Origin of the sequence: Parabacteroides sp. PM6-13 (assembly GCF_029892605.1) — a bacterium.
Lineage (GTDB): Bacteria > Bacteroidota > Bacteroidia > Bacteroidales > Tannerellaceae > QVMG01.
This window is the reverse complement of record NZ_JARXWF010000003.1, coordinates 98,579-119,779: the sequence shown is the minus strand read 5'-3', so window position 1 is coordinate 119,779 and position 21,201 is coordinate 98,579. Positions and strand designations below refer to the sequence as shown.

The following is a 21,201-nucleotide window of genomic DNA, read 5'->3' as shown; positions in this document are numbered from 1 at the left end:
AATAAATATCTTCAGCCTGTTTCGCTATTTCTTCTTGAAATTGAACAGATAGCTCACCTTCACAGAGAGGGTTTGCATATTGGATTTACTGAAATAATCGGCTTTCGAATTGCCGTACATATTCCATAACCCGAAATAATAACGTCCTTCCAACAGGAAAGAACCGATAGGCGTACGAAACTCCACCCCGGGACCGGCGCATATTCCCCAGTCGAATTTGTTTTCAAGCGGCATATCATGCTGGGCATTCGCTCCACTATTGGGCTCTGTCCCTTTCAAGCGGCGGCAGGTTGTTTCGCTAATGGCATACCCGAACTTAGGTCCCAGATTGAGTATAAAGCGAACATTCTTACCTCCGAAATAGATATGTGTCAACAGGGGCAGTTCGATGTAATTAATTGTACGCGCGTAATGATAACGAAGCGAGCTCTCCGAATCGGGATTGATCGGGGGCAACTCCTCCTGCCAGCCCTGCTGGGCGTAATTGAGTTCAATGATCAACCCCAGGTTTTTCTCCGTGATCCACCGCATCGTAAGCCCGCCATGCATACCGAGAAGCATGGTCTGGTCGACCCTCGGCACAAAACCAACATTGGAAAGGCTGGCTCCCCCTCCCAGCCCCAGGGAAAACTCCCGGCGGAAAGGCTCTTGTGCCTCCATCGCAAAAGCAAGAAGACATGCAACAAGGCTCAGCAACAGATATCTGTATTTCTTCATCATCGTATGTTGTTGCGAACAACTGTATAGTCGTCGCGGTATTGCACAATAAAGACATTGGTATTAATAAATCCACCCCAGTTGTTTACCCGCTCAAAATTAAATCCGGTCTGCAAACTCTTATGATCAATTTTATCCAGGTTGGCCTCGAAGTTGGTTCCATACTGACGCAAGGCATCAAAGAAAAACATCGCCGTATCAAAGCCCAACATACCATATTTAGGGAAGGTATTTATCAGGTTTTTGCTGTACTTATTCTTATAATTGGCATAAAACGATTGCACATCGGGCGACAGGTTGTCGGCATAAAAAAGACTATAGATATAGGTATTCAAAGCATACAAATCATCCAACGCATGTTGTGTATAGGTTTGCCATTCCGGGTAACCAAACAGATTGATGCTATAGGGAGGATGATCGTTGTAGGCCACTTCAGACAACATACGCAAATGGGAACGGATATTGTTCAAGGCCTCCAACGAAGAAGAGGTCGGAAGCACAATATTCCGGCGTTCGGAATCGAGCAGTTTCTGAATATCATCCACAAAAGTTTCCCGGGCAAAAGCCAGTTCTTTGTGCGGAATACTACGCTGCTCCATCTCGCTCTTAAACGTCTGAACAAACTCCGTCTTTTCGTCTTTGTCGCCTATTTTCAAAATAATAATATTGTCATTAGCAAACAGGTCGCACCCTGCCTTCGCCGCATTGGCATAGAGATAGGAATGCGGTATGTTTACCTGGTAGGCATAGGCATTGGAAAGCACATCATCGTTGCGTGAGGTGAAAGGAATCACATATTTGATCTGCTTCTCCTGCGCGAACTCCGACACACGGTGTATCTGATCATTCTGCACGGCACCAATAATGAGATTCGCCTCCTGCAGTGCCGGTTCGTTCAGTATCTGATTGACCTTTGTCAAGCCGTCGCCCGTATCATACACAGACAATTCCAGCGAACAGCCTCTGTTCTTCAGGCTATCGACAGCAAGCAACAGGCCTTCATAATATTCCACAAAACGGGGAATCGCCTGCCGTTCGGTGGTTGAGAAAGGAAGCAACAGGGCTACTTTCATCAGGTCTACCCGTTCCACCGGTTTTGTCTCGGTCAACAGCGCATTCACCTCGCGTTCGCTCATAGGACGGCTCACATCTTCGGTCACCACCTCCTCGGACTGCATCGGGATCTTAAGCACCATACCCTCCTTTAATCCATCTTTGAGCTGTGGATTCAGGCGGATAAGTTCTGCCGTAGACATATTGAATTTGCGAGAGATACGGTAAAGGGTTTCTCGACGCTCCACCGTATATTCCAGCTCTTTCTGTACGGTTTTCACCTCTGTTGTTGGCAACTCTTCGATGCGCGTAGCCGGGATACGGATGGTTTGCCCATACTTAAGCACGGTCAATCCCGGGTTCGCCCGCACGATATCCTGCGCCACCACGTTGTAGCGTTTGGACAAAGAGTAAAGCGTCTCTTTCGGTTGAATCGTATGATAGATAAAATTGTCGGATCCATCGGCCTCCACCGGATTGACCGCCACATCGCGCTGGGGTACCTTCAACACATCACCCGCACGAATGCCCTCTTTGCTTCCCGGGTTCAATCGGTATATATCATCCGGGCTCACGCCATACATCGTGGCAATGGAATAAACAGTTTGTCCACGCTCAATGGTATGATAGAATATATCATCTCCCTGCACGTTCGACGCGATAGCTTGTCCGTTACGGTTGACTTGTGCCTGCAGCCCGGATAGAGCCGTAAAAAGTAGAATGACACATAAAAAAAGACTATGTCTGTTCATCTGCAGATTGGAATAATTTGCAGGCAAAGATAGTGTATGTCGGTATAAAATGCTAATCTTTCCGATTGAAAATAGCCTCTCCCAAACAATCTATAAGGCTGCATTATTGCATATCCGATGATTTGTTTATGATATGTATGTCTAAAGCATCTTCTATATCAAACAAAGTCTCTGTCTCAAAATTATGGTTCCACTCAACCACTTCTAAATAACCCATATACACCCTATTCCTCCACCAGCACATACACTTTATGGGTTCCAGTGCCTTTTCGGGCAATCAGGCCTTCCTGTTCGAAAAGAGACAGGTCTTTGTGACTCTGGTAGCGAGAGCAGTTATTGAGCTCGGCATATTTCCTTTCACTGATAAAACCGTTTTTTCGCAGATGTTTCAACAGGCGTTGCTTCCTATAGACAAAGGGAGGAATTGGCTGGATCGAAGATATATTCATCAACTCCATATTCCGGTTGATCTGTTCCAACAGCCGCCTGTTGCTTTTGAAATTGATTCGGTCGACTGTCAACCGAGTCATTTTTTTCACTTCTGCCTCTTCTCCTTCACCCTCTTCTTCAACAAACTGACTACGCAAAGAAAGGGAAAAAGTACCGATCCCGTCCAATTCAACATGGTACCCGTCGGTCAGCGACTGACGGATAAAGCGAGCGGTCGCGTCCAATACCGCTTTCACCTGAGCCGAATTAACGCCCAATTCACGCAGGTTTTCACACAATTCCGGCAATCGGAACGTTCCTTTACTGATTATTCTTCCATGTAATTGACAAGATGTTTCTTCACTACCCGGAGCAGGCGGGTTTTCATAGACTCCAAATTTGATTTTCATAATTAATTCTATTTCTCATAGTTAGTAATTTCCCATCGTTAAGCTGGTGGCCGACCATGCTCGACCAGTTGGCTCACTATGCTCAGCCAATTGGCTGACTAAGCTCGACCAGTTGGCTGAGCATGGTCAGCCAACAAATACCCAGTAAACATACAAAATAAATTCGGAAATTTAACAGGAGCTATATACAATCAGATTAAAAATTTACGTTTACATACTACCCGCCTTTCTTTGCGGGGCATGGGATTTTAGTTATTGAAATATGTTGATAAAAGGTTATCTTTGTATGGTTTTAAGAAGAACACTTACTTTGAAAGCGAATAGAGCGTATATGCGGATAAAAGAATATCGGAAGTGGGCGGTGATGACCTGCTTTCTCTTGATTGTATGGGGGCTATCGGCTCAATATGCAGTACAAGGAGGCAAAGGAACCCCATTGATGGCCAAGAACGATACATCAAATGACATACAGGTTTGGATGGTCTATGGTATGGAGGGGGTAGAGATCAGTTACACCTCGTCGTCGGCCTCTCACCAGTGGTATCGCTACAGGACCAGAGCGCTCGAAGCAGAACCCATCAGCAGCACACAACAAGGCAACACCTCCGTGATTACAAACCTCGAAGAGGGATGGGGCTACTATGTGGATGATCCGGGAACGATGAAGAAATATGTATGGCTGATCGATTACAGCAGGTATGAATTCACGCCGGAGGCCTTAACAGTCACCGGAGGCGTCGATCCCTGCCGCAACATCTCCTTAAACACGACCACCGAAGTGCCCCTGATTGCCTACACCACCCCTATCGGCGGAAGGCAATGGCTGGAACGCTCGTTTGATATATCCTACCAGACCCTGCAATGGGAAGAGAATAGTAAAATGTTTAGCCATCGACAGGTCGACACGACATTGGTAAACAGCGTTCCTTTTCCAATCACCCTGAAAGCACCTTTAGTAGATACCGATTATGTGTTGCGTGGCGATCAGTATGCCCGCCATTTCGATCGGGAGAAACAGATACATTCGGATGTGTACACAACCGTTGCCGTCGAGGCACATGCCGATACGACGCTGATTGTCGATCCATTCTCCTCCGGAGGAGACGGGCTGTCGGCACCAGCCACCATTCTTTTCCGGGCGTATGCCAACGAACCGGTAGCTGCCGGGTATACCTGGATCATCTATCGCGCGGATGAAGAGAATGGTGCGGAGAACCCGCTGGTGCGCTACCGCGGCGAGGAGATGGAATATACCTTTACGCAGGCTGGCCGGTATATGGTCGAACTCGAAGTGGTCGACCGGCAGGTGGTTTGCATTAATAAAGATATTACGTTTGATATTCAGATCTCTGATTCGTATCTGACCGTACCCAATGCCTTTTCACCGGGAACAACGCCGGGCATCAATGATATTTTCAAGGTCTCTTATCGCTCGCTGATACGGTTCAATGGATGGATCTATAACCGTTGGGGCGTGGAGCAGTTCCGCTGGTCCGATCCTTCGCAGGGATGGGATGGCAAGAAGGGTGGAAAATATGTGCCGCCCGGTGTCTATTTTTATGTGATCGAAGCCGAAGGGTCGGATGGCATCAAATACAAAAAGGCCGGCGATATCAATATCCTCCGCTCTAAAACAACACAAGAATAAAATAAACAATGAAAAGAATATATATTCCGGGGCTTATATTGGTAATAGGGCTGATCTGCTGGTTCTGCCTTGGCTCCCATGACGCCCAACAAGTGAGGGAAGAACGCCCCGTCGTTTCGTCGATGACTGTTACGCCGGAGGTTCCCACTTCCGTGCATTTTTGTGAGAAAGAATACGACCTGACACGCTACGATCGGCACGAAGGGATCGACAGGGAATTGTCGAGCTTCACCTATTTCCACTCCACCACCCTATTGCTGTTCAAGCGAGCCAACCGTTATTTTCCGGTGATCGAACCGATTCTGAAAGCGCAGAGTGTGCCTGATGATTTCAAATACCTGGCAGTGATCGAGAGCAGTCTGGATCCACGTGTATCGTCTCCTGCCAGGGCCGTTGGCATGTGGCAGTTTCTGGAAACGACCGGAAAGCAGTATGGATTGACCATTACGACGACGGTCGACGAACGATGTCATGTGGAGAAGGCGACTGTGGCCGCTTGCAAATACCTGAAAGATGCCTATGCAAAATATGGCGACTGGGCCACCGTGGCCTCTTCCTATAATGCCGGCATGGGGCGTATCACGGGCGAGCTGCAGAAACAGTTCGTCGATCACTCCATGGATCTCTGGGTGGTGGAAGAGACGACCCGCTATCCTTATCGGATCATGGCGATCAAACTAATTTTTGAGAATCCCTACCGGTATGGATTTGTACTCCGCGCGCAGGATCTCTACAAGCCGATCGAATGTGAAGAGGTTGCAGTCACAGCCGATATCCTGGACCTGGCGGACTGGGCAAAGAAACGTGGCGTGACATACGCCGACCTGAAACGCTTTAACCCCTGGCTGCGCGACCGCAAACTGCAAACCGGAGGCCGGAAATATACCTTACAGGTTCCGAAACAGGAAGAGATTTATTACCATACGCCCAATACCATTGTACATAACCCGAAATGGGTGGTGCGATAGCGTCTGATTGTAAAAATAGTATAAAGATTAATGGATAACAAAGAGCAAATTGAAGGCGGCCAGATCGTGGTGCTTGGCGCCCGTGTGCATAACCTGAAGAATATCGATATAGAAATCCCCCGTAACCGACTGACGGTGATTACCGGCATGAGTGGTAGCGGCAAATCTTCCCTGGCTTTCGACACCATCTTTGCCGAAGGACAGCGGCGCTATGTGGAGACCTTCTCCGCTTATGCCCGCAATTTCCTGGGAAACATTGAGCGGCCGGATGTGGATAAGATATCCGGATTGAGCCCGGTGATCTCCATCGAACAGAAGACAACCAACCGTAATCCGCGCTCAACTGTAGGCACAACGACCGAAGTGTACGACTTTTTCCGTTTGTTGTTTGCCCGCGCCGGAGAGGCTTACTCCTATCTGAGTGGCGAGAAGATGGTGAAATATACCGAAGAGCAGATCCTCCGCCTTATACTCGACGAATACGAAGGCGAAAAGATCTATCTGTTGGCGCCGCTGGTGCGCAACCGAAAAGGGCACTACAAAGAGGTGTTCGAACAGGTTCGCAAGAAGGGCTACCTGAATGTGCGGGTCGACGGCGAACTGAAAGAGGTATATCACGGCATGAAGCTCGACCGCTACAAAATGCACAGTATTGAGGTCGTTATCGATAAGATGAAAGTTACCCAGTCAGACGAACGCCGTCTGAAAGAGAGTCTTCGGATTGCTATGAAACAGGGCGACGGACTGATTATGATATTGGATGGCGAAGTGGGCGAAGTGCGCCATTACAGCCGACGACTGATGGACCCGACCACCGGGCTATCCTATACGGAACCGGCGCCGCATAACTTCTCTTTCAACTCACCACAGGGTGCCTGCCCCCGCTGCAAAGGACTGGGACAGGTGAATATCCTCGATATGGACAAGATCGTTCCGGATAAAAACGTCAGTATCTACAACGGCGGCATATCGGCTTTAGGTAAATACCGCAACGCGCTTATCTTCTGGCAGATCGAGGCTTTATGTGAGAAACATGGCGTAACCATCAAGACACCGGTGAAGGATATTCCGGAAGAGGCCATGGAAGAGATCATGAACGGAACCGACGAGCGATTGACCATCAAAAATGCTTCGCTGGGCAGCTCCAACTATTTCCTCACCTACGAAGGGGTAGCCAAATATATCATGATGCAACAGGAGAGCGAAGCCTCCGCTACGGCACAGAAATGGGCCGGTCAATTCATCAAACTATCTACCTGCCCCGAGTGCGACGGCCAACGATTGAACCAGGAGGCGCGGCATTACCGCATCGCCGGCAAGAACATTGCCGAATTGGCGGAGATGGATATTTCCGAACTCTACGAATGGCTCGATGGAGTTGAGGAGAAACTGGATGACAAACAACGGGCTATTGCCGTAGAAATACTGAAAGAGATACGTTCCCGCCTAAGCTTCCTGTTGGATGTGGGCTTGGATTACCTGGCGATGAACCGTGCGTCGGCCACCCTCTCGGGCGGCGAAAGCCAGCGCATTCGCCTGGCCACTCAGATCGGAAGCCAGTTGGTCAATGTACTGTATATATTGGATGAGCCCAGCATCGGGCTCCATCAGCGCGACAATATGCGCCTGATCCACTCCCTGAAGCAATTGCGGGACACGGGAAATACCGTGGTGGTCGTAGAGCATGATAAAGATATGATGCTAAATTCCGACTACGTGGTCGATATGGGACCTTTTGCCGGACGCAAAGGGGGCGAGGTGGTCTTCGCGGGTACTCCTCAAGAGATGCTCCAGGCCGACACACTCACCTCCGCCTATCTGAACGGGAAGCAGGAGATTGTTATTCCCACGGAGCGACGGAAAGGGAACGGGAAGTTCATCACTATCAAAGGGGCATCGGGTAACAACCTGCAACATGTCGACGTTTCTTTCCCTTTGGGCACGTTTATCTGTGTAACGGGCGTGTCGGGAAGTGGTAAGTCTTCCCTGATCAATCATACCCTGCAACCGATACTCAGCCAGCACTTTTACCGTTCATTAGAGGATCCTCTCCCCTATGATTCCATCGAAGGCATTGACCATGTCGATAAGATAGTCAACGTCGACCAGTCGCCTATCGGGCGTTCGCCGCGCAGCAATCCGGCCACCTATACGGGTGTCTTCTCGGATATCCGCAACCTGTTTGTCGAATTGCCGGAGTCGAAGATACGGGGATATAAACCCGGCCGCTTCTCTTTCAATGTATCCGGCGGGCGTTGTGAAACATGTAAAGGCAACGGTTACAAGGCTATCGAGATGAATTTCCTGCCTGATGTATTGGTGCCTTGCGAGGATTGCCACGGCAAGCGTTACAATCGTGAGACATTAGAGGTGCGTTTCCGTGGCAAATCGATTGCCGACATACTGGATATGACCATCAATATGGCGGTGGAGTTCTTCGAAAACCAGCCCAATATCCTGAATAAGATCAAGGTATTGCAGGATGTAGGCCTGGGATATATCAAGCTCGGGCAGCCTTCGACCACCCTATCGGGCGGCGAAAGCCAGCGTGTCAAATTGGCTACCGAACTGGCGAAACGCGATACCGGCAAGACCTTGTATGTATTAGACGAGCCGACAACCGGTCTTCACTTCGAAGATATCCGCGTATTGCTGGGCGTATTGAACCGTCTGGTCGAGAAAGGAAACACCATTCTGGTGATTGAACACAACCTGGATGTGATAAAAAGCGCCGATTGGCTCATCGATATGGGGCCTGAAGGCGGACGCCGCGGAGGGCAACTCCTGTTTGCCGGAACGCCCGAAGAGCTGGCGGCAAGCGGTATTGGCTTTACCTCCGGTTTTCTGAAAGACGAATTGAAAGGAAAATAATATGAAGTTCGCGGATGTCATCCTGCCTCTTCCCCTGGAACAAAAATACACCTACCGGATACCTTCCGATCTGGAAAAGGCGGTGGTGCCGGGAAGCCGGGTCATTGTTCACTTCGGACGCAAGCGCTATTATACCGCGATCGTATTAGAGATACATACCCGCCAACCCGATTCGGCCTACGAAACCAAAGAAATCTTTGCCCTATTGGATCCGACACCCATCCTGCGCCGTCCGCAACTACGCTTCTGGCAATGGATTTCCTCCTACTATCTCTGCGCGTTAGGCGATGTGTACAAAGCGGCACTCCCATCGGGATTGAAATTGGAGAGCGAGACAGCCGTGACCTATAACGAAGATTTTGAAGCTGACGCCCCTTTGCGTCCAAACGAACAATCGGTATTAGATGCCTTTGCGGGTGTGGTGAAACTGACCGTTTCCGAACTGGAACGAAAGACAGGACTGCGGAATATCATGCCGGTCATCACCTCCTTAATCTCAAAAGGTGCGGTGATGGTAAGTGAAGAGCTTAAAAAGAAATTCGTTCCGAAGAAGCAGGCTTTCATTCGTTTGGCAGCCGACTACAAAGAGGAGGAGCGTCTGAAAGCTGCCTTTGACGAACTGAAACGAGCCAAAAAGCAGGAGATGTTGTTGATTGCCTTCCTGGAACTCAGCCACGCGCTTCACCCTACCCTCGCCAAAGAAATATCCCGTAAGGAGTTGTTGGAATACAGCCACTCCTCTCCCGCCCTCTTGGACGGGCTTATCAAGCGGGGTATCCTGGAGAGTTATGAGAAAGAGGTGGGGCGCCTGCAGGCATCGGTTACGAAACTGCAACCCCTGTCGACCCTTTCCAAAAAACAAGAACTGGCCTACGATGCCATTCATCAATGCTTCAAAGAAAAGGATGTCTGCCTGTTATACGGAGTCACCTCGAGCGGCAAGACGGAGATCTATGTACACATGATCAAAGACGCGTTGGCATTGGGCAGGCAGGTGCTCTATCTATTGCCGGAGATAGCCATCACGACGCAGATAACGGAACGGCTGGCACGGCTTTTCGGCGACAAACTGGTGGTGTATCATTCGAAATTCACCGACAATGAACGGGTAGAGATATGGAATCGCCTGTTGCATAACAAAGAACCGATCGTGGTGCTTGGTGTCCGTTCCTCGCTTTTCCTGCCCTTCCACGACCTGGGGTTGGTGATTGTCGACGAGGAACACGAGCCCAGTTACAAGCAACAGGAACCGGCTCCCCGCTATCATGCCCGCAACGCGGCGATGGTGCTTGCCGGCATGCATGGAGCCAAAACCCTATTAGGTTCGGCAACTCCTTCGATCGACTCCTACTTCAACGCCACAACAGGCAAATATGGCCTGGTGGAATTGGGTGAACGCTATGGCGATTGCCAAATGCCCGATATCCTCACCGCCGACCTGAAAGAGTTGCGTCGCAAGAAGATGATGCCGAAAGAATCGCTTTTCTCTCCGCTGTTGATACAGCAGATCGAAACAGCCTTAGACAAAGGCGAGCAGGCAATCTTGTTCCAGAACCGCCGAGGGTTCGCGCCGCAGATTGAGTGTAAGGATTGCGGTTGGGTGCCCCATTGCGAGCATTGCGATGTAAGCCTTACCTATCATAAGTTCAGAAACGTATTGGTTTGCCATTATTGTGGATTTACGCAGTATGCCCCTTCGGAGTGTCCCGCCTGCAAAGGCAAAGATTTGCGCATGCTGGGGTTCGGCACCGAAAAAGTGGAAGAAGAAGTTTCAGCCCTGTTTCCGGCAGCGAATGTAGAGCGTCTGGATACCGATACGGCACGCACCCGTTCGGCCTACGAGCGAATCCTGGGTGATTTCGAGAAAGGGAAAACCCAGATACTGATCGGCACACAGATGATATCCAAAGGATTGGACTTTGGAAATGTGAGCGTAGTCGGCATACTGAACGCGGACAACCTGATGAACTTCCCCGATTTCCGAGCCCATGAACGCGCCTTCCAACTGATGCTCCAGGTGAGTGGTCGTGCCGGGCGTCGCGACAAACAGGGAACGGTCGTTTTACAAACCACCCAACCTGAACATCCGATCATTCAAATGGTGCAGCAGAACGACTACAAAGGCATGGTCGACCTGCAACAGACCGAACGGAGTATGTTCCGCTATCCGCCTTATTATCGCTTGATTGTGATGGTATTGCGTTCACGCAACGAGCAGGTATTGCGCGAGCTCTCCACCCTCTATGCCGATAAACTGCGTGCCTACCTGGGCGAACGCGTACTCGGTCCCGTCACGCCGGTCATTACCCGCATACAGACACTGCATATCCGGCAGATCGTGCTTAAGCTGGAGGTAACGGCAGCCGTTGCCCCTGTGCGCGAATTGCTTGCCAAGGTACATAAAGAAATGGAGGATCAACCGGCTTTCCGCCAGCTCATCCTCCACTATGATGTCGATCCGCTGTAACAGCGGGGTTAGAATTCAATCCCGAACTTAAAGGTTAATCCGCCGATGTTTTTGGTATCATACCAGGAGCCATACCCGCTGCCATAGAAATAGATTTCCGCCATTTGTAGATTATAACCGGTCGAAAGATAAAGCGCCAGGTTACGTACAATAGCAAATCGCGCCCCTACCGTAGGAGAGAAATAGAAACCGCCCGGCTCATCATCGTCGACAATAGCAGATACCCCTACCCGAACACTGGCAAAAGGAGCAATCCGTCCCTTGATGAAATTGGCTCGTCCTTCGACAAATACCGGCACGGTCGCCACATCGTAATCGCCATGATAATGAATACCCATTCCACCGCCGACAAAGAAATGTTCATTGAACTGATACCCATGACTGGTATTGATCTCGATACCATCCGAACCGTAATCGCCCAAGCCGGCAATATAACCCATATCCACAAACCCGCGATAACCCCGGATATCACTAACCGGTTTCTTGGTCGAAACACGCACGGTACGCTCTCTTCGGGCTGTAGTAGGCAGAATCTCTTTGGTAATCTTTTCTACCTCCTCCATCTTGTAGACGAAAATGCTTCCGTCAGCCGTTTGGATTTTCAGAGACTCATTAGGCACCTGTTCGATCACAAGCCCTTTGATAATACTTCCATTTTTAAGGTAAACGGTCTCCCTTACTGTCTCTTGAGAAAATGCAGTAGTCACGCATGCCATAAGCAATGCAAACACAAAAAATACTTTTTTCATACGTTAGTTTATTATAGTGTGTAGTTAGTCCGCTGTGAAATTTCGCCCAAAGATAAGAAAAGAATAGGGAAAGCGCCTATACACGAAAAATAATTACTTTTGCCCCCAATAAACATGTGCATTATGAAACAAGAGAAAATAAGACTGCTTTTTGTGTGTATGGGTAATATCTGCCGGTCGCCATCGGCAGAGGCGGTGATGAAAAAGATCGTGGAAGATAGGCGGTTGACGGATCGGATTGAGATCGATTCGGCCGGTACCATTGGGTATCATGCGGGGGAACGGGCTGATTCGCGGATGCGGGCGCATGCATCTCGTCGGGGATATCGCTTGGAATCGCTGTCTCGTCCGGTGGTAACGGATGATTTTTATGAGTTCGATATGATTATCGGGATGGACGACCAGAATATCTCCGACCTCAAACGCAAAGCGCCCGATTGGGAGTCGGTTGAGAAAATTCATCGAATGACTGATTTCTCCCGCCACAAGACCTACGACCATGTCCCCGATCCCTATTATGGTGGAGATGCCGGCTTTGAACTGGTGCTCGACCTGTTGGAAGATGCCTGCGAAGGCCTGTTGGAACATATCCTGTCGGACGAAAAATAAGCCTACCTCAAAAAAGCAAAGTGTCAGCAAAAAGGGCATTTTGCTTTACAATATGATACGTTAAAAAGTGTTACTCGCGGGACTTTTTCAAAATACTCCTGCCATTTCGGAAAAAAAGTCCTACGATTTTGACAAAATGATATTTTTGATTTTTTGATTTTGGGGAGATTTGAGGGAGCTGGAAGGATTCAGAAAAGTCCGCAAGGACTTAGACGTGGATAACCCCGTGCAAGCCGTTTAGGCGCAGCTCGGGGTTGATGCTATGCCTATTATTCATGAGCTCCGTAGGTGCTCAACCATAGAGCACCTACGGAGCTCGTTTCTATTTACTCCCGTCCCCGAGCTGCGCCTGACGGCTTGCACGGGGTTATCCACGTAAAAGTCCTTGCGGACTTTGGGATCTTCAATTATCCCCATACTTGAATCCCCCCGCACCCCATCCCAATCCTATTAAAAAGCACCCCTGTGAAAACATTCTTCCGCTATTGGGTTTTTGGATGTATTGATTATCTTTGTCTTAATTAATAGGTACGTGGCTATGATAAAGAAAAAACAAAAACCTTACAAAATCGGCTTAGCCCTTAGTGGCGGAGGCGCGAAAGGATTTGCCCATGTAGGTGTTTTCCGCTTATTAGAAGAGTGTGGCGTGAAACCGGATATTATTTCAGGTACCAGCGCCGGTGCGTTAGCCGGATGTCTCTTTGCGGATGGTTATTCTTCCGAAGAGATACGCCATATCTTCACCGGAAAAGAGTTCTCCGAATTTGCCAAAGTGCAAATCCCCATGTCTGGTCTCTTCGACAACTCCCGCCTGACGCAATTCCTGCGTCGCCATCTGCATGCGAAAAACTTCGAGGATCTGGCTATCCCATTGGTGGTGGTAGCTACGGACCTGGATCATGGCATAAGCCATGAATTCCGAACCGGCCCCCTGGTGGAAGCTGTCACCGCCTCCTGTAGTGTACCCATCATATTCAGCCCGGTGCAGATCGATGGAATCCATTATGTCGATGGTGGCCTGTTTCGCAACTTCCCGGTGAGCACTATCCGCGAAGAGTGCGACAAGGTTATCGGAGTCAATGTCAGCCCCCTGGTGCCCCAGAAATACAAAAAGACACTCTTCCATATTGCCGAACGTTCTTACCATTATATGTTCCGCGCCAATACGACAGAAGATCGTCTATTGTGTGATGTACTTATCGAAACTGAGGCCTTCGATGATGTGAAGATGTTCGATTTGGAGAATGTCGACAAGGTGGCACAAATAGGCTATGAGACAGCAATCCGAGCTTTCGACGATCTCATACAGGACAGTACTTTCGACCAATTAGTCAGTACCATCAAAAAGAAAAGTATAGAAATTAACCAACTAAAAGGAAAAGAATGAATATGGAAACAAACAAGAAAATGGTCATATACCAGACGCTTCCCCGTCTTTTTGGGAACAAGCAATCGTCCCATGTTAAATATGGAAACATAGAAGAAAACGGCGTAGGGAAACTCTCCGCTTACACCGAGCACGTATTAACGGAGATCAAAGCCTTAGGGATTTCACACATCTGGTACACCGGCATTATTGAGCATGCCACCAAATCGGATTTCACCGCCTACGGCATCCCCAAAGACCACAATGCGGTGGTCAAAGGAACAGCCGGCTCCCCCTATGCCATCAAAGACTACTATGATGTCGACCCGGCATTGGCGGATGATATAAGCTGTCGCATGGAGGAATTCGAGGCATTGATCAAACGGACACATGAGGCAGGCCTGAAAGCCATTATCGATTTTGTGCCGAACCATGTAGCCCGTCAGTATCATTCGGATGTCCGCGCTCCTTTTATTGAAGACTTAGGCCAGACAGACGATACTACAAAGGCATTCGATGCGAACAATAACTTCTACTATCTCCCCGGACAGGCGCTGGAGCTTCATTTCGGTGCGAAGCAGGAGGATTTTGAATACAGTGAATTCCCTGCCAAGGTAACGGGGAACGACTGTTTCTCACCCAACCCCAGTCGGAATGATTGGTACGAAACGGTCAAACTAAACTATGGCATTGATTACCTGAACGGGCGAACGACTCACTTTGATCCTGTCCCGAACACATGGGAAAAGATGTTGCAGATCTTATTGTTCTGGGCATCGAAAGGGGTCGATGCCTTCCGTTGCGATATGGCGGAGATGGTGCCTGTGGCATTTTGGCAGTGGGTCATCCCGAAAGTTAAGGAACAACATGATGTGTTGTTTATCGCCGAAGTCTATAACCCGGCCGAATATCATAACTATTTAATAAACGGACACTTCGACTACCTCTATGATAAGGTAGGATTATACGATACGCTTCGATTGGTGATTACCGGAGAGGCACCGGCAAGCCAGATCACCGGTTGCTGGCAGGCATTGGACGGTATCCAATCGCGCATGCTCAACTTCCTGGAGAACCACGACGAGCAGCGCATCGCGTCGGACTTTTTCGCCGGAGATGCCCGCAAAGGATTTCCCGGCATGATGGTTTCAACGCTGATGAACACAAACCCGGTGATGGTCTATAACGGACAGGAGCTGGGCGAACGCGGCATGGACGAAGAGGGGTTCAGCGGACTCGACGGAAGAACAACCATCTTTGATTATTGGAGCATGGAAAGCGTGCGCCACTGGTTCAACGATGGACAACCGGATGACGGGCAACTGACAAAAGAGCAAAAAGAATTGCGCGACAAGTACAAAGCACTCTTAAACATCGCGCTCACCGAACCGGTCATTAGCCAGGGAATATTCCATGATCTTACGTATGCCAACCTAAAGAATCCTTACTTCAATCCGCATCGTCAATATGCCTTTTTGCGCAAACAGGAGAATGAGGTGATCCTCGTGGTGGCCAACTTCGACAAAGCCGAGCAGACGGTGAGGGTACAGATTCCGGAAAACGCCTTCCGGGTATGTGGCATAAAAGACAATAAGGCAGCCCGCCTGACGGATCTGTTCACCGGCCAAACCTCTGTCAGCACACTGACCGATGCCTGGCCCTACCAGGTGGTATTGCCCCCCTACTCCGGCCGGATCCTGAAATTCACCTATTAATTTATGACATAAAGAGCTGGCTCGTTGATTTCTCAAGCGTTTAGAGATTAATTCTACCCTATGGCAAGAATTAATCTCTAAACGCTTAATAGTAACTACTATTTTTTGTAATTTCGCAGCGCAATGCAAATCTATTCAATTTAAGAAAAATTAGGCATCAATGAGTACACAAGCTCCCTACCTGGTCTTCTCAGGTACCAACTCCCGTTATTTAGCAGAGAAAATATGTAACAGTCTTGGCTGTAAGCTGGGGCAAATGAATATTCAACACTTTGCAGACGGTGAATTTTCAGTTTCTTACGAAGAATCTATTCGTGGCCGTGATCTGTTTTTGGTACAGTCGACCTTCCCGAACTCCGACAATCTGATGGAACTATTGATGATGATCGACGCGGCCAAGCGTGCCTCTGCCCGATCTATCATTGCGGTGATTCCCTATTTCGGATGGGCACGTCAGGACAGAAAAGACAAACCGCGCGTTTCTATCGGCGCCAAGCTGATAGCCAATATGCTCAGTGTGGCGGGGATTGATCGCCTGATCACCATGGATCTGCACGCGGATCAGATACAGGGATTCTTTGATGTGCCGGTGGATCACCTCTATGGTTCTACCGTTTTCCTGGAATATATCAAAGCGACTTATCCTTTGGAAACATTATGTATTGCAACGCCTGACGTAGGTGGTACAAAACGCGCCAGCACCTATTCCAAATACCTCGGCACGCCGATGGTGATCTGTCATAAGTCGCGCCTGCGTGCCAATGAAGTGGCCGAGATGCGCATTATCGGTGACGTGACGGATATGGATGTGATCCTGGTGGACGATATGGTTGATACAGCCGGTACGATTACCAAAGCTGCCAACCTGATGATGGAAAATGGCGCCCGCTCGGTACGTGCCATCGCCAGCCATGCCGTGATGTCCGATCCGGCTACCCTGCGTATCGGCGAATCGGCTTTGCAAGAGATGATCTTTACCGACTCTATCCCTTATGCCAAAGACTGTACGAAAGTGAAAGTGCTTTCCGTTGCGGATATGTTTGCCGAAGCGATCCGTCGCGTACGCAATAACGAATCGATCAGTTCCCTGTATGTTATCTAATTTGCCGACAAAACAGGAACGAAAAAAGGTTCCGACAGATATAACAACAAAAAAGCCATTCTTTCGAATGGCTTTTTTGTTATGATATATTGCATCTGTTTTTAGAACATAATAGCGGCAGAAATCATCCAGCCCCGGTTCTTACCGCCCTCTTTTTTGCCGAGTTTATAGTTGTCGGTAAGGCCTAAACCATAATTAAAACCTACCTGCAGGTGGTTGAACAATTCCACACCCGCGCCAAAATCCCAACCCATACCAAAGGTTTTCGCTTTGATCTGATCTTCCAACACACTCCATACCTTGTCTTTCGACAAACGGAAACCAAAATAGGGACCGGTAGCCAGGTAGGGTTTTATCAAAGGTAGATCGATCTTCCAGCGCAAATGGATGGGCACATCAATATAATCGATCTTAATCGCGTCATCGCCTATTTTGGTATCACCTATCTCTACGCCCTGAGGTTCCATCCCTTTCTGCGTATAAAGCAATGCGGCATCAAAGCCTAAGCCTAAGAGCGGAACCGTTGCTTCAATCATCGGCCCGATATGAAAGCCGGTTACATTATTCGGATTCCAATTCTCGCGCACATCGCTAAAATGCACGGTAGAAATATTAACCCCACCCTTCAAACCAAAGCGCAACTGCGCGTTTGCCGTAAAAGCATACGAGGCCACAAACAAGACAACCAACAAACTAAATATCTTTTTCATATAGCTCTATTTTTTTATTTAATGCAAAATAAGACTTTTTACGTTTATAAAACAAACAAAGAAGGAAGAGTGTTTACGCATAAAGAATATATTTGCAGATAAATCCATAGTGTTCCAACCATGACAAAACACCAGATCATCCTTTTAGGGAAAGATATCACCTCGGTTTATCACGGGATCAAAGAGTTTCGTCCCGATTACATCCACCTGCTCTATACGGAGGCGACACGCGGCATTGCCGACACCATGTTTCCGCTGTTGCCGGCACATATCCGAAAATGTGCCTACCAGACAGATCCCTACGACGGAAGCCGGGTGCAAGAGGTGTGCCGTGTGATCCACCAGGAGTATGAAGGAGAATTCCTTTACCACCTCTCCGAAGGCACCAAGCCCATGGCACTGGCGGCGTTCGACATCGCCCGGGAGATGGGATGCCGTGCCTTCTATCTGACACAACTGGGTGAACTGGTTTGGCTGGACACCTTCGAGATCCTTCCGATGCGAAGCATGCTCGACAATGAAGAGATCATTAAACTAAGCGGAAACATACTCTCCCAGTTCCATGACATCAAAGAGCTCCGGGAAGAGAATATACAAACCTCCAAGCAGATCAAACGCTTTATCGAGAACTACCCGCAGGAGCATGCGCGTATCATGAAATTCTTCGGCGTGATCTGTCACCGGCAGATTTCCCGTTTGCCACCGTCCAAACTACTGACAAACGAATTGCGCTTTAAGACAAAAAACGGCACCTTGCTCTTCACCCAGCGGGGCCAGATACTCCTTCGCGTCTCTAATCCGAACGCCTTATATCTCTATTTCAAAGCCAGTTGGTGGGAGACATTGGTAGCCCATCAGGTACGCATCTGGACAGAACAGCAAAAGAATCCACCGGAGGCTTGGCAGAATGTATTGTTTCAGACCGACTCGGAGAATACCCAGTCGAAAAACGAAGTGGATGTATTGGTTAACAATAAGCAGAAGTTGATCTTCATCGAGTGTAAATCGGGCCAAGTCACCCAGAACGATATCTATAAAATCGATGGAGTCAGGGAGACCTACGGGGGAGATATCTCACGTGCCGTGCTGGCGAGCTACTATCCGGTAGAGACCTATCTATTGGAAAAATGCCGGGATCTACAGATAAACGTATTCGCCCCGCCCTATTTCGAAGACCGTATCAGCCACCTCTATGAATTACCAGGCTGGCTGGATCAGCTGACGCGGGAGTTGCAGTTGTAACTCCCCGCCGGATTATTCGAGTATTTTCAACAGGTCGCCTGTGAAGATTCTGCGCTGCATTATTTTCCCGTCTTCCGACAGGAGCAGGTTGTCAGGTACACCGGTAACAAAATACTCTTTTTTCAGGTCCACATCCTGGAGATAATGTATGTTTCGCCACAAAGGATTCATTTCAGCGGCTTTCTTCAACCAGGCATCCTTATCCTCATCGATCGATACCATTACAAACTGTATCTTATCCGCATGGCGAGCGCTGATATCTTCCAACTGTGGTATTTGTGCCAGACAGGGGCCACACCAGGTTGCCCAGAAATCTACTAATACCAGTTTGCCGGCGTAATCGGAAACGCGTCCGGCAACTCCCTTATGATCTACAAAAGCAAAGTCGACCGTTTGTCCGATCCGTATCTTCTCGGATCGTGCCAGATAAGTTTCGATCTTCTCACCCATATACCCCTCTTTCTCCTGCTGCGGCACTAAGAGAAACAATTCGCCAATCAGATCCGGTCGTTCCCGAACGCCAAACAATCCGGAGAGATCGCTCACAATAATAGAGAACCCCTCCCGGTTCTTCTCCTTTTTATATTGGTCGATCAATACCGACAGGTAATACTCCACAAGGCTGTCTTTCTGCAAATTGCATTTATTCTTTTCCTCTTCCGTCGTTGCTTCCACCTCAGCGGATAATAAATCCATATACTTCTGATAGAAAAGTGTTTTGTTCGCCTCGTAATAAGCGGCGATATTCGACGCGGCTTTTGACTTTTTATAGGCAACGGCCTTTTCATTCTCTGTGTTCACCGATTCTGAAAAGTCAATCCGGTCATTGACCAACGTAAAAGGAATGGTCAGATGCTCTATCTGCAAAGCCGCCCGCACCGGATAGGCAACCGTGCCGGTTATCGTGAATTTGCCTTTCTCTACCCGTACGGTATCGGACGGGGCACCCGTTTCCGTTATCAAAATAACTTCTTTTCCGTCAAAAAGAGGATCTGTCAGTTTACCTTCCAATAAAAATCCATTCTCAAAACCGCAAGACATGCATACGGCAAGCATAAGAAAACAACACAAAAAGGCGCTATACTTTTTCATATAGTAATATTTATACGATTTATTTCCGATTATAAAACACGGCAAATATAATTAAACTTCACGCAGATTCTCCCGTTGCCAATCCCGAAAAGTAACGCCTGTTTGCCGTTTGAAGGTGCGGCTGAAAGAAGAGGGGTGTGAAAAGCCCGATTGAATAGCGATCTGTTCTTGGGACATATCCGGATTCGTACGCATAAGTTCCTGCGCATACTCGATTCTTTTCATGTTAATATAGTCAGAGAAGTTGCACTGAAACTCCTCATTTATAAGGCGTGAAATATAGGTGCGGTTCGTACGCATCACGCGCGCGACATCGTCCAGGTGGAGATTATTCTGCAAAAAGACCTGTTCTTCATCTATGATCTGATTAAACAGCGGCAACAGGTTTTTTATAACATTATATTGTTCATTCGCATCGACACATTCTCCATTTCCTTCTGCCCAGTCAGCCTCTACTAAATCGGAGGCTAAATTATCGGCCGTATATTCCAGGCGACTCAGGTGGTAACACATAAAATAAAGCGTGGCGGCCCATAGGAACATGGTAAACTGAACAAACCAAGCATCGCCATTATAATAGAAGTCCCCTCTGCAGGTGAATAAAGCCAGAAGAAGAACAACGTAAAGCCCCGCCAGCAAAGCATATTGATGCCTCATAGAATTGTCATCCAGGGTAGAGAAATAATCGTCCAACCGATGCCGATAGCGCACAAGGCGAATCGTCGTAAGCACCAACAGGAAGAAGATTTGCACAAAAATCAATATCTTATACAAAGAGACGCTCACAAAATGATGGAATTGAAAGACCGGAGCAGTGAAGGCGGTGATATCCCCCTTATTCTCCACCAGCTTCGTCATATAGACTACCACCTGCTCCTCGCCCATATAGGCGTACATCGTCATCAGGCTAATAGCAATCATAGGAGCCGGCAAGAGCCACAAATAATCTTTCCAGTTAAACGGCTCTTCGCTGGTCAACGATTTAAAAGCAAAATAAAGTAACGGAAAAAACAATAAGGTGGTGAAAATCTCTAATACCTCTACCTTATAGAACAACGCATGATCTTGGATTCCCCCCATATAATAGCCCCAAATAAAGGTGCTTATTCCCATCACAAAAACAGTACCGGTCCATATCTTTCGCGACCGGGTGTTTGTCTTCCATTGAAGCAGAAAAGTGATGCTCCAAAACAAACAGGTAAAGCAAGGAAGTAGTAATAAAAATCGAGCCCACATAGTATAATGGTATTAAAACTCTCGGTTAGTTGTGTTGTGTGTTGTGTGTACTGTCCCTCATCAGA

The 21,201-nt window shown here is 48.3% G+C and carries 16 protein-coding genes; 9 read left to right on the top strand and 7 right to left on the bottom strand.

The annotated features are described in order from the left end of the window. Positions 1–24: 24 nt before the first annotated feature. From M2134_RS04025 to M2134_RS04015, 3 genes are all read right to left on the bottom strand, one after another. Positions 25–717 carry a porin family protein gene (locus tag M2134_RS04025; protein ID WP_280758135.1) on the bottom strand — a complete coding sequence of 231 codons (693 nt, stop codon included), beginning with the start codon at positions 715–717 and terminating at the stop codon, positions 25–27. Then, positions 717–2,522, bottom strand: coding sequence for a LysM peptidoglycan-binding domain-containing protein (locus M2134_RS04020; protein ID WP_280758134.1), 1,806 nt, complete (start codon positions 2,520–2,522; stop codon positions 717–719). Before M2134_RS04020 ends, M2134_RS04025 begins: the two co-directional genes overlap by 1 nt. Before the next feature lie 224 nt (positions 2,523–2,746). Continuing rightward, complete coding sequence (locus tag M2134_RS04015; RefSeq protein ID WP_280758133.1) at positions 2,747–3,361, bottom strand: HU family DNA-binding protein; 615 nt, start codon at positions 3,359–3,361, stop codon at positions 2,747–2,749. Positions 3,362–3,692: 331 nt separating this feature from the next. On the opposite strand from M2134_RS04015, the gene M2134_RS04010 reads away from it, so the two are divergent. Genes M2134_RS04010 through priA form a run of 4 tightly spaced genes read left to right on the top strand, consistent with a single transcriptional unit; the run spans position 3,693 to position 11,315 of the window. Beyond that, positions 3,693–5,009, top strand: a complete 1,317-nt coding sequence (locus tag M2134_RS04010) for a gliding motility-associated C-terminal domain-containing protein (RefSeq protein ID WP_280758132.1) — start codon at positions 3,693–3,695, stop codon at positions 5,007–5,009. An 8-nt stretch (positions 5,010–5,017) separates the two neighbouring features. Further along, positions 5,018–5,977, top strand: a complete 960-nt coding sequence (locus tag M2134_RS04005; RefSeq protein ID WP_280758131.1) for a lytic transglycosylase domain-containing protein — start codon at positions 5,018–5,020, stop codon at positions 5,975–5,977. A 30-nt stretch (positions 5,978–6,007) separates the two neighbouring features. Then, positions 6,008–8,848: an excinuclease ABC subunit UvrA gene (uvrA, locus tag M2134_RS04000; RefSeq protein ID WP_280758130.1), complete on the top strand. Its 2,841-nt coding sequence runs from the start codon at positions 6,008–6,010 to the stop codon at positions 8,846–8,848. Between the two features lies 1 nt (position 8,849). Then, positions 8,850–11,315 (top strand): primosomal protein N', encoded by a 2,466-nt coding sequence (priA, locus tag M2134_RS03995; RefSeq protein WP_280758129.1) that lies wholly within the window; start codon positions 8,850–8,852, stop codon positions 11,313–11,315. An 8-nt stretch (positions 11,316–11,323) separates the two neighbouring features. Here the strand turns inward: priA and M2134_RS03990 are convergent, their stop codons facing one another. Continuing rightward, complete coding sequence (locus M2134_RS03990) at positions 11,324–12,064, bottom strand: hypothetical protein (RefSeq protein ID WP_280750041.1); 741 nt, start codon at positions 12,062–12,064, stop codon at positions 11,324–11,326. Between the two features lie 123 nt (positions 12,065–12,187). Here M2134_RS03990 and M2134_RS03985 point away from each other — a divergent pair, with 123 nt between their 5' ends. The 4 genes from M2134_RS03985 (at position 12,188) to M2134_RS03970 (ending at position 16,856) form a co-directional block, all read left to right on the top strand. After that, on the top strand, positions 12,188–12,673 hold the full coding sequence (locus M2134_RS03985; protein WP_280750040.1) for a low molecular weight protein-tyrosine-phosphatase: 486 nt from the start codon (positions 12,188–12,190) through the stop codon (positions 12,671–12,673). A 538-nt stretch (positions 12,674–13,211) separates the two neighbouring features. Then, positions 13,212–14,060, top strand: a complete 849-nt coding sequence (locus M2134_RS03980; protein WP_280758128.1) for a patatin-like phospholipase family protein — start codon at positions 13,212–13,214, stop codon at positions 14,058–14,060. A gap of 2 nt (positions 14,061–14,062) precedes the next feature. Continuing rightward, on the top strand, positions 14,063–15,754 hold the full coding sequence (locus M2134_RS03975) for an alpha-amylase family glycosyl hydrolase (protein ID WP_280758127.1): 1,692 nt from the start codon (positions 14,063–14,065) through the stop codon (positions 15,752–15,754). A gap of 160 nt (positions 15,755–15,914) precedes the next feature. After that, positions 15,915–16,856: a ribose-phosphate pyrophosphokinase gene (locus M2134_RS03970; protein WP_280758126.1), complete on the top strand. Its 942-nt coding sequence runs from the start codon at positions 15,915–15,917 to the stop codon at positions 16,854–16,856. 101 nt (positions 16,857–16,957) lie between these two features. Here M2134_RS03970 and M2134_RS03965 read toward each other — a convergent pair whose 3' ends face one another. Then, complete coding sequence (locus M2134_RS03965; RefSeq protein WP_280758125.1) at positions 16,958–17,566, bottom strand: porin family protein; 609 nt, start codon at positions 17,564–17,566, stop codon at positions 16,958–16,960. A 120-nt stretch (positions 17,567–17,686) separates the two neighbouring features. Between M2134_RS03965 and M2134_RS03960 the strand changes: the two genes are divergently transcribed. Further along, positions 17,687–18,808, top strand: a complete 1,122-nt coding sequence (locus M2134_RS03960; RefSeq protein WP_280758124.1) for a DUF1887 family CARF protein — start codon at positions 17,687–17,689, stop codon at positions 18,806–18,808. 12 nt (positions 18,809–18,820) lie between these two features. Here M2134_RS03960 and M2134_RS03955 read toward each other — a convergent pair whose 3' ends face one another. Together M2134_RS03955 and M2134_RS03950 are read right to left on the bottom strand one after the other, a co-directional pair. Continuing rightward, positions 18,821–19,900 carry a TlpA disulfide reductase family protein gene (locus M2134_RS03955; protein ID WP_280758123.1) on the bottom strand — a complete coding sequence of 360 codons (1,080 nt, stop codon included), beginning with the start codon at positions 19,898–19,900 and terminating at the stop codon, positions 18,821–18,823. Positions 19,901–19,951: 51 nt separating this feature from the next. Beyond that, the gene (locus M2134_RS03950) at positions 19,952–21,136 is read right to left on the bottom strand and encodes a helix-turn-helix domain-containing protein (RefSeq protein ID WP_280758122.1); all 1,185 of its coding nucleotides are present in this window, start codon (positions 21,134–21,136) and stop codon (positions 19,952–19,954) included. Between the last annotated feature and the right edge of the window lie 65 nt (positions 21,137–21,201).

What these genes read in the sequence shown, in the direction of transcription:
- M2134_RS04025 (WP_280758135.1), bottom strand. Translation starts at nt 717, where the DNA reads ATGAAGAAATACAGATATCTGTTGCTGAGCCTTGTTGCATGTCTTCTT.
- M2134_RS04020 (WP_280758134.1), bottom strand. Translation starts at nt 2,522, where the DNA reads ATGAACAGACATAGTCTTTTTTTATGTGTCATTCTACTTTTTACGGCT.
- M2134_RS04015 (WP_280758133.1), bottom strand. Translation starts at nt 3,361, where the DNA reads ATGAAAATCAAATTTGGAGTCTATGAAAACCCGCCTGCTCCGGGTAGT.
- M2134_RS04010 (WP_280758132.1), top strand. Translation starts at nt 3,693, where the DNA reads ATGCGGATAAAAGAATATCGGAAGTGGGCGGTGATGACCTGCTTTCTC.
- M2134_RS04005 (WP_280758131.1), top strand. Translation starts at nt 5,018, where the DNA reads ATGAAAAGAATATATATTCCGGGGCTTATATTGGTAATAGGGCTGATC.
- uvrA (WP_280758130.1), top strand. Translation starts at nt 6,008, where the DNA reads ATGGATAACAAAGAGCAAATTGAAGGCGGCCAGATCGTGGTGCTTGGC.
- priA (WP_280758129.1), top strand. Translation starts at nt 8,850, where the DNA reads ATGAAGTTCGCGGATGTCATCCTGCCTCTTCCCCTGGAACAAAAATAC.
- M2134_RS03990 (WP_280750041.1), bottom strand. Translation starts at nt 12,064, where the DNA reads ATGAAAAAAGTATTTTTTGTGTTTGCATTGCTTATGGCATGCGTGACT.
- M2134_RS03985 (WP_280750040.1), top strand. Translation starts at nt 12,188, where the DNA reads ATGAAACAAGAGAAAATAAGACTGCTTTTTGTGTGTATGGGTAATATC.
- M2134_RS03980 (WP_280758128.1), top strand. Translation starts at nt 13,212, where the DNA reads ATGATAAAGAAAAAACAAAAACCTTACAAAATCGGCTTAGCCCTTAGT.
- M2134_RS03975 (WP_280758127.1), top strand. Translation starts at nt 14,063, where the DNA reads ATGGAAACAAACAAGAAAATGGTCATATACCAGACGCTTCCCCGTCTT.
- M2134_RS03970 (WP_280758126.1), top strand. Translation starts at nt 15,915, where the DNA reads ATGAGTACACAAGCTCCCTACCTGGTCTTCTCAGGTACCAACTCCCGT.
- M2134_RS03965 (WP_280758125.1), bottom strand. Translation starts at nt 17,566, where the DNA reads ATGAAAAAGATATTTAGTTTGTTGGTTGTCTTGTTTGTGGCCTCGTAT.
- M2134_RS03960 (WP_280758124.1), top strand. Translation starts at nt 17,687, where the DNA reads ATGACAAAACACCAGATCATCCTTTTAGGGAAAGATATCACCTCGGTT.
- M2134_RS03955 (WP_280758123.1), bottom strand. Translation starts at nt 19,900, where the DNA reads ATGAAAAAGTATAGCGCCTTTTTGTGTTGTTTTCTTATGCTTGCCGTA.
- M2134_RS03950 (WP_280758122.1), bottom strand. Translation starts at nt 21,136, where the DNA reads ATGTGGGCTCGATTTTTATTACTACTTCCTTGCTTTACCTGTTTGTTT.